At 59.8% G+C, this 8,037-nt stretch carries 8 protein-coding genes; all 8 read left to right on the forward strand.

The genetic code is table 11. The annotated features are described in order from the left end of the window. The first annotated feature begins 14 nt into the window (after positions 1 to 14). The 8 genes from AC07XM_RS27305 to msrQ all read left to right on the forward strand — a co-directional run bounded on the left by AC07XM_RS27305 (position 15) and on the right by msrQ (position 7,555). Complete coding sequence (locus AC07XM_RS27305; protein ID WP_016489138.1) at positions 15 to 818, forward strand: tetratricopeptide repeat protein; 804 nt, start codon at positions 15 to 17, stop codon at positions 816 to 818. Further along, positions 818 to 1,150, forward strand: coding sequence for a YqcC family protein (locus AC07XM_RS27310; protein ID WP_016489137.1), 333 nt, complete (start codon positions 818 to 820; stop codon positions 1,148 to 1,150). The genes AC07XM_RS27305 and AC07XM_RS27310 overlap by 1 nt, the downstream gene beginning before the upstream one ends. 410 nt (positions 1,151 to 1,560) lie before the next feature. Continuing rightward, positions 1,561 to 3,285 (forward strand): acetolactate synthase 3 large subunit, encoded by a 1,725-nt coding sequence (locus AC07XM_RS27315; RefSeq protein ID WP_031311555.1) that lies wholly within the window; start codon positions 1,561 to 1,563, stop codon positions 3,283 to 3,285. Between the two features lies 1 nt (position 3,286). Beyond that, entirely contained in the window at positions 3,287 to 3,778 is a 492-nt protein-coding gene (ilvN, locus tag AC07XM_RS27320) for an acetolactate synthase small subunit (RefSeq protein WP_003250040.1), read from the forward strand. A gap of 54 nt (positions 3,779 to 3,832) precedes the next feature. After that, positions 3,833 to 4,849, forward strand: coding sequence for a ketol-acid reductoisomerase (ilvC, locus tag AC07XM_RS27325; protein WP_003250043.1), 1,017 nt, complete (start codon positions 3,833 to 3,835; stop codon positions 4,847 to 4,849). Positions 4,850 to 4,999: 150 nt separating this feature from the next. Beyond that, the gene (gene pssA / locus AC07XM_RS27330) at positions 5,000 to 5,851 is read left to right on the forward strand and encodes a CDP-diacylglycerol--serine O-phosphatidyltransferase (protein WP_003250045.1); all 852 of its coding nucleotides are present in this window, start codon (positions 5,000 to 5,002) and stop codon (positions 5,849 to 5,851) included. Positions 5,852 to 5,930: 79 nt separating this feature from the next. Continuing rightward, positions 5,931 to 6,944 carry a protein-methionine-sulfoxide reductase catalytic subunit MsrP gene (gene msrP, locus AC07XM_RS27335; protein ID WP_060519905.1) on the forward strand — a complete coding sequence of 338 codons (1,014 nt, stop codon included), beginning with the start codon at positions 5,931 to 5,933 and terminating at the stop codon, positions 6,942 to 6,944. After that, the gene (gene msrQ, locus AC07XM_RS27340; RefSeq protein WP_023046899.1) at positions 6,944 to 7,555 is read left to right on the forward strand and encodes a protein-methionine-sulfoxide reductase heme-binding subunit MsrQ; all 612 of its coding nucleotides are present in this window, start codon (positions 6,944 to 6,946) and stop codon (positions 7,553 to 7,555) included. Before msrP ends, msrQ begins: the two co-directional genes overlap by 1 nt. Positions 7,556 to 8,037 lie beyond the last annotated feature (482 nt).

Raw genomic sequence — 8,037 nt, forward strand, 5'->3', positions numbered from 1 at the left:
CACAGGCTGCATTGATGAGGTGTGACGTGAACAAGTGGCTGTTTCCTGCCGTGACGGCGTTGGCTGTGCTCCAGGGGTGCTCAAGCGTCCCGCGCGGCAATATACCGGTGGTCGATTCGAGCACCCGCGTGTCCAACAGCGAGCGCGTGACGGCTAACCGCTCGGCGGGTGGCTATAACACGGGCACCGCGCAAGCGCAGACGCTGCCCGAAGACTCCGGTGTTACCGTGATGATTCCGCAGGGCGCTGGCGCTTCAGGTATCCAGACGTTCCCGGCTGCCAATGGCGCGGCACCGATCAGCACCTCGCCTATCACGCCTGGCCCGATTACCCCGGGCCCGGTCAGTTCGGCGCCGATGACCACAAACCCGAACCCGATCGCCGACGAGCCGTTCGACATCGCGGCCATGAACAGCGCCCCGGCAAGCACCAGCGCGCCCACCGGTATTCCGCGCAGCAGCACCGCTGCCGGTGGTCTGTCGGCCGACGAGCAGCTAGATGGCCCGGTGCTGGCCCTGTTGACCACCGCGCAGACCCAGCAGGGCAGTGGTGACTTCAACGGCGCTGCTTCGAGCCTTGAGCGTGCCCAGCGCATTGCCCCGCGCGAGCCGCAAGTGCTGTACCGCCTGGCCCAGGTACGCCTGTCGCAGGGTGATGCCGCCCAGGCCGAACAGTTGGCGCGTCGCGCCCTGACTTACGCCAACGGCCGGCCAAGCCTGCAGGCCGAGCTATGGAACACCATCGCCCAGGCCCGTGAAAAGCAAGGTGACAGTGCTGGCGCAGCACTGGCCCGGCAGAAGGCACGGGTCAATTCGTGATGATCGAGCAACGTATTCTGGATATTGCCGACCACCTGTTGCTGATCGAACGTGAACTGGTGGTGCAGGGGTGGTGGGATGACGAGCCACCCAGCGACGAGGCATTGGCCAGTACTGTGCCGTTCGCTGTCGATACCCTCAGTTTCGAGCAGTGGCTGCAATGGATTTTCCTGCCGCGCATGAAGATCATCATCGAGCTGGGCCATCCCCTGCCCAACGCCTCCAGCATCCTGGTCATGGCCGAGACCGTGTTTACCGACCGGCCGGAGCAAAGTCGTGAGCTGCGCCGACTGTTGGCAGCATTTGACCAATTGATCGCTCCTTCCGCCTGATTTCTTCAGTTTTTCCTTCAAGGGCCGCAGATTGTGGCCCTTTTTTGTGGAAATCTTATTTATTCTGCTGCTGAAGCGATTTTTAGTGGTGGCAGGAATTCATCTTGGGGAAAAATTGGCAATAATTTTTCTTGACATGTTGGCGCCGAATCACAAGAATCCAACTTCCGCTGTAGAGGGACTGCCAGAAGCAGACCCGCTAGGCAGATCATGAGGTGCACACCCGCGCCGACCTGTTACACCCCGCAACGCGTTACCTCGCGCTGGGTGGGAAAACCCCGCAACACTCTGGGGTGCTCCCAATACTTGCTCAGTCAGTGCTGACGTTTTCGCTCATGCTCTGCTTGGCAGTAAACCTATTAAGACCCGTCCACTAGGGACGGTATTCTGGCGTTTTAGAGGTGAACAACGTGGAGCTTTTATCTGGCGCTGAGATGGTCGTCCGCTTTTTGCGTGACGAAGGCGTTAAGCACATCTACGGGTACCCTGGTGGTGCTCTCCTGCATGTTTACGACGCGCTGTTCAAAGAACCGGAAGTGGAACACATCCTGGTTCGTCACGAGCAGGCGGCAACCCATATGGCGGACGGCTATGCCCGCGCCACCGGCAAGGCCGGTGTGGTGCTGGTAACCTCCGGCCCGGGCGCGACCAATGCCATTACCGGCATTGCCACCGCCTACATGGATTCGATTCCGATGGTCATCCTGTCCGGCCAGGTGCCTAGCACCATGGTGGGTACCGATGCCTTCCAGGAAACCGACATGATTGGCATCTCGCGGCCGATCGTGAAGCACAGCTTCATGATCAAGAACCCGACCGAGATCCCTGAAGTCCTCAAGAAAGCTTTTTACCTGGCGCAATCCGGTCGCCCAGGTCCGGTCGTGGTCGACATTCCAAAAGATATGACCAACCCGGCCGAGAAGTTCGAATACGTCTATCCGAAAAAGGTCAAGCTGCGTTCCTACAGCCCGGCGGTCCGTGGCCATTCTGGCCAGATCCGCAAGGCTGCCGAGATGCTCCTGGCTGCCAAGCGCCCGATCGTCTACTCCGGTGGTGGCGTGATTCTGGGTGGTGGCTCCGAAGCCCTGACCGAAATCGCCAAGTCGCTGAACCTGCCGGTCACCAACACCCTGATGGGGCTGGGTGGCTTCCCGGGTACTGACCGCCAGTTCCTCGGCATGCTTGGCATGCACGGCAGCTACACCGCCAACATGGCCATGCACAATGCCGACGTGATCCTCGCTGTGGGCGCACGCTTTGACGACCGTGTGGTCAACGGCCCGGCCAAGTTCTGCCCGAACGCCAAGATCATCCACATCGACATCGACCCGGCGTCGATCTCCAAGATGATCAAAGCCGACGTGCCAATCGTTGGTCCGGTCGACAGCGTGCTCAGCGAAATGCTCGGCATCCTCAAGGAAATCGGCGAGCAGCCTGACAAGGCGGCGCTGGATGCCTGGTGGAAGCAGATTGACGAATGGCGTGGCGATGGCGAGCTGTTCCCTTACGACAAGGGCGATGGCAACGTCATCAAACCGCAGAAAGTCATCGAGACCCTGTGCGAAGTGACCAATGGCGATGCCTTTGTGACCTCCGACGTGGGCCAGCACCAGATGTTTGCGGCGCAGTACTACCGCTTCAACAAGCCGAACCGCTGGATCAACTCCGGTGGCCTGGGCACCATGGGCTTCGGCTTCCCGGCGGCGATGGGCGTGAAGCTCAACTTCCCGGACCAGGACGTTGCCTGCGTGACCGGCGAAGGCAGCATCCAGATGAACATCCAGGAGCTGTCCACCTGCATGCAGTACGGCCTGCCGGTGAAAATCGTCAACCTGAACAACGGTGTGCTGGGCATGGTCCGCCAGTGGCAGGACATGGCCTACAACGGTCGTCACTCGCACTCGTACGTCGAGTCGCTGCCTGACTTCATCAAGCTGGCCGAGGCCTATGGCCATGTGGGTATCCGCATCACCAGCCTGAAGGACCTCAAGCCGAAGCTGGAAGAAGCGTTTGCGATGAAGGACCGCCTGGTGTTCATCGACATCGCGGTTGACCGCAGCGAGCATGTCTATCCGATGCAGATCAAGGATGGCTCGATGCGTGACATGTGGCTGAGCAAGACGGAGCGTACCTGATATGCGGCACATCATTTCCCTGCTGCTGGAAAACGAACCAGGTGCGTTGTCCCGTGTGGTCGGCCTGTTCTCCCAGCGCAACTACAACATTGAAAGCCTGACCGTGGCGCCGACCGAAGACCCGACCCTGTCGCGTCTGACGCTGACCACCGTTGGCCATGACGAAGTGATCGAACAGATCACCAAGAACCTGAACAAGCTGGTCGAAGTGGTCAAGCTTGTCGACCTGTCGGAAAGCGCTCATATCGAGCGCGAACTGATGCTGGTCAAGGTCAAGGCCACCGGTGCCCAGCGCGCCGAGATCAAGCGCACCACGGATATCTTCCGTGGCCAGATTGTCGACGTGACCGCCAGCGTGTACACCGTGCAGCTGAGCGGCACCAGTGACAAACTGGACAGCTTCATCCAGGCGATCGGCACTGCATCGATTCTCGAAACCGTGCGCAGCGGCGTTACCGGCATTGCCCGTGGCGACAAAGTGCTCAGCATCTAAATTCAAAAATTAGCGATGGCTCCGCAGGGGCCGAGATATAACCAGGGGTATTTCATGAAAGTTTTCTACGATAAAGACTGCGACCTTTCCATCATCCAGGGCAAGAAAGTCGCCATCATCGGTTACGGCTCCCAGGGCCACGCTCAAGCGTGCAACCTGAAGGACTCCGGTGTAGACGTTACCGTCGGTCTGCGTAAAGGTTCGGCTACCGTTGCTAAGGCTGAAGCCCACGGCCTGAAAGTTGCCGACGTTGCAACCGCTGTCGCTGCGGCTGACCTGGTCATGATCCTGACCCCGGACGAGTTCCAGGGCGCGCTGTACAAGAACGAGATCGAGCCGAACATCAAGAAGGGCGCTACCCTGGCCTTCTCCCACGGCTTCTCGATCCACTACAACCAGGTTGTTCCGCGTGCCGACCTCGACGTGATCATGATCGCACCGAAGGCCCCGGGCCACACCGTTCGCTCCGAGTTCGTCAAAGGCGGCGGCATCCCTGACCTGATCGCTATCTACCAGGACGCTTCGGGCAATGCCAAGAACGTCGCCCTGTCTTACGCTTCGGGCGTTGGTGGTGGCCGTACCGGCATCATCGAAACCACCTTCAAGGACGAGACTGAAACCGACCTGTTCGGTGAGCAGGCCGTTCTGTGCGGCGGTACCGTCGAGCTGGTCAAAGCCGGTTTCGAAACCCTGGTCGAAGCTGGCTACGCGCCAGAAATGGCCTACTTCGAGTGCCTGCACGAACTGAAGCTGATCGTTGACCTCATGTACGAAGGCGGCATCGCCAACATGAACTACTCGATCTCCAACAACGCCGAATACGGTGAGTACGTTACCGGCCCGGAAGTCATCAACGAAGAATCCCGCAAGGCCATGCGCAACGCCCTGAAGCGCATCCAGGACGGCGAGTACGCGAAGATGTTCATCTCCGAAGGTGCTACCAACTACCCATCGATGACCGCCAAGCGCCGCAACAACGCCGCTCACGGTATCGAAATCATCGGCGAGCAACTGCGCTCGATGATGCCGTGGATCTCGGCTAACAAAATCGTCGACAAGACCAAGAACTAAGTCTTATCGATAGATGAAAAACGCGGCTTCGGCCGCGTTTTTTCGTTCTGGGAGCCCGCTTCTGGTATAAAGCAGACCAGTGGCCTGCTGTCAGAACCTGTTTCGCGGGCCCGTGTCGAACATTTTCCATCCTGTTGCAAGGTACCCTTTATGAGCGAACGTCCCGAAGAGCCGAACAAGCCCTCCGACGCCGAAAGCCTGCTACCTGTCGATGAGCACGTTGAAGAAGGGCATGACGCCGAAGGCCGCAAGGTGCGCCACCGCGGCATCTACCTGCTGCCCAACCTGTTTACCACCGCCAACCTGTTTGCCGGCTTCTATTCCATCATCAGCTCGATGAGCGCACAGAGCGCCCTGAGTGCCGGTGATCCGCGCGAGGCGAGCAAGTACTTCGCCTTTGCCGCCATCGCCATCTTCGTGGCCATGGTGCTCGATGGCCTGGACGGCCGCGTTGCACGCATGACCAATACCCAGAGTGCCTTCGGTGCCGAGTACGACTCGCTGTCGGACATGGTTGCCTTCGGCGTGGCCCCTGCTTTGCTGGCATTTGGCTGGGCGCTGGGTGACATGGGCAAGGTCGGCTGGATGGTCGCCTTCATTTATGTGGCCGGTGCCGCGTTGCGTCTGGCACGCTTCAATACCCAGGTCGGCACTGCCGACAAGCGTTACTTCATCGGCCTGGCCAGCCCGGCTGCCGCAGGGGTGGTGGCGGGTACCGTGTGGGCGTTCAGCGATTACGGCATTCAGGGCTCCAAGCTGTCGTTCCTGGTGGCGCTGCTGGTGGCGGCTGCCGGCATGCTGATGGTCAGCAACATCAAGTACAACAGCTTCAAGGAGCTGGACCTCAAGGGGCGCGTGCCGTTCGTGGCCATCCTTGCCGTGGTGCTGGTATTTGCCGTCGTGTTCAGCGACCCGCCGCGCATCCTGCTGCTGATCTTCCTCGCCTATGCGGCATCTGGCCCGATCCAGTTCCTGCTGAAGGCGCGCCGGCGCAAAGCGTGAAAATCGCTTAACGCTGGAATAACCTTCCGGCTCCATAGTCATACTGGTACATCCGTTACCCAGTGCTATGGAGCCGCCCATGCTCATCAAGCTTCCCAGGTCTTCCGAGTGCAAGGCCTCGCAGATCACGCCAGAAGGCATCTACCTTTCCCGTCGCACATTGCTGGGTGGCTCGTTGGCCGGTCTGGCGCTGGGCGCCCTGCCAGGCGGGGCTGGGGCTGCAGAAGTCTCGCGTTATGCCGATGTGCAGGCCGGCACCGCGCCAGGCTGGTTCGCCGACAAGCTCGCTGCCACGCGCTGGCAGGCGATGACGGTTAAGGACGAGGCGATCACGCCGTTCAAGGATGCCACCCATTACAACAATTTTTACGAGTTCGGGCCCGACAAGGGTGACCCGGCAGCCAATGGCGACAGCCTGAAGACCGAGCCGTGGTCGGTTGTGGTGGATGGTGAGGTGGGCAAGCCTGGGCGCTATGCGCTGGAAGACTTCGTCAAGCCTTATCAGCTTGAAGAGCGGATCTATCGGCTGCGTTGCGTAGAGGCTTGGTCGATGGTTATCCCTTGGTTGGGATTCCCTTTGGCGCAGGTGCTCAAGCAGGTGGAGCCCACGTCCAAGGCGCGGTATGTGCGCTTCGAAACATTGAAGGATCCGCAGCACATGCCCGGGCAGCGTTCGGGGTTCGCCCTGATCGACTGGCCTTATAGAGAGGGGCTTCGCCTGGACGAGGCAATGCACCCTTTGGCGATCCTGGCGGTAGGCATGTATGGCCGCGAACTGCCGAACCAGAATGGCGCGCCGTTGCGCCTGGTGGTGCCGTGGAAGTATGGCTTCAAGAGCATCAAGTCGATCGTGCGCATCAGTTTGGTGGCTGAACAGCCCGGCACTACCTGGGAAGGGCTGGCGCCGGATGAGTATGGCTTCTATGCCAATGTGAACCCTACGGTCGATCACCCGCGCTGGAGCCAGGCACGTGAGCGCCGATTGCCCAGCGGGTTGTTCAGCCCCAATGTGCGAGAGACTCAGATGTTTAATGGCTACGCCGATGAAGTGGCGTCGCTGTATACCGGGCTCGATCTGCGGAAGAACTATTGATGCGTTACCCCTGGTTTCGCCTGGCTATTTTCGTCGTGGGATGTCTGTTCCCGGCGTGGTGGTTATATGAGGCAGCGATGAACCTGCTGGGGCCTGACCCCGGGAAGATCATGATGGATCGCCTTGGGCTTGGGGCACTCACCTTCCTGTTGGTGACCTTGAGCATGACGCCACTGCAGAAGGTGACGGGCTGGTCGGGGTGGATCGTGGTGCGTCGGCAGCTGGGGTTGTGGGTGTTTGCTTATATAGTGCTGCACATCCTTTGTTACCTGTTCTTTATTCTTGGGCTGGATTGGGGGCAGTTGGCGGTGGAGCTGAGTAAGCGGCCCTACATTATTGTGGGTGCGCTTGGGTTCCTGTGCTTGCTGGCCTTGGCGGCTACCTCGAATCGGTATAGCCAGCGGCGGCTGGGGGCGCGGTGGAAGAAGCTGCACAGGTTGGTGTATCTGGTTCTTGGGCTGGGCTTGCTGCACTTTTTGTGGATTGTGCGTTCGGACCTGCGGGAGTGGGCTGTCTATGCGTTTATTGGTGCTGTGCTGATGGTGCTGCGGATTCCTGCTGTTGGGCGGGGGCTTTCGAGGGTTGGTCGGAAGCAGGGCAGGGCGGTTTGAGAGTGAGGTGGGGCTGCCAAGGGTCGGTCTCGAGATAGTAGTGGCTGTGAAAGGTGCTTGCCTTTGATCTTGTGGCGCCTGTGAGATCGAGCGCCGCCCGCGCGGCGCATCGCGACGCAAGGCCGCTCCCACATTTGTTTCGGGCCAGTTACTCCTGCCTCTTCCGCACTCGCACCCTGGGTGTATGGCTGGAGATTGCAGTGAAGGGGCGGCGCAACCTTCAATATTGAAGGGAACAAACAAGGGGGCGCGCGCCAATGGCACAGGCTGGACTGGCCCGAAACAAATGTGGGAGCGGCCTTGCGTCGCGATGCGCCGCGCGGGCGGCGCTCGATCTCACAGGCGCTGACTGTGTTGTGGCGGATACCTGGTGGCCTTTCTACGGTGTTTCCTGCTTATATTTCAGTTTCTTGAAATTAAAGGTTGACGCCCTTCTGAATCCCCTTATAATGCGCCCCACTTCCAGCGACATCGGAACGACA

Source organism: Pseudomonas sp. GW460-LB5 (assembly GCF_059423245.1).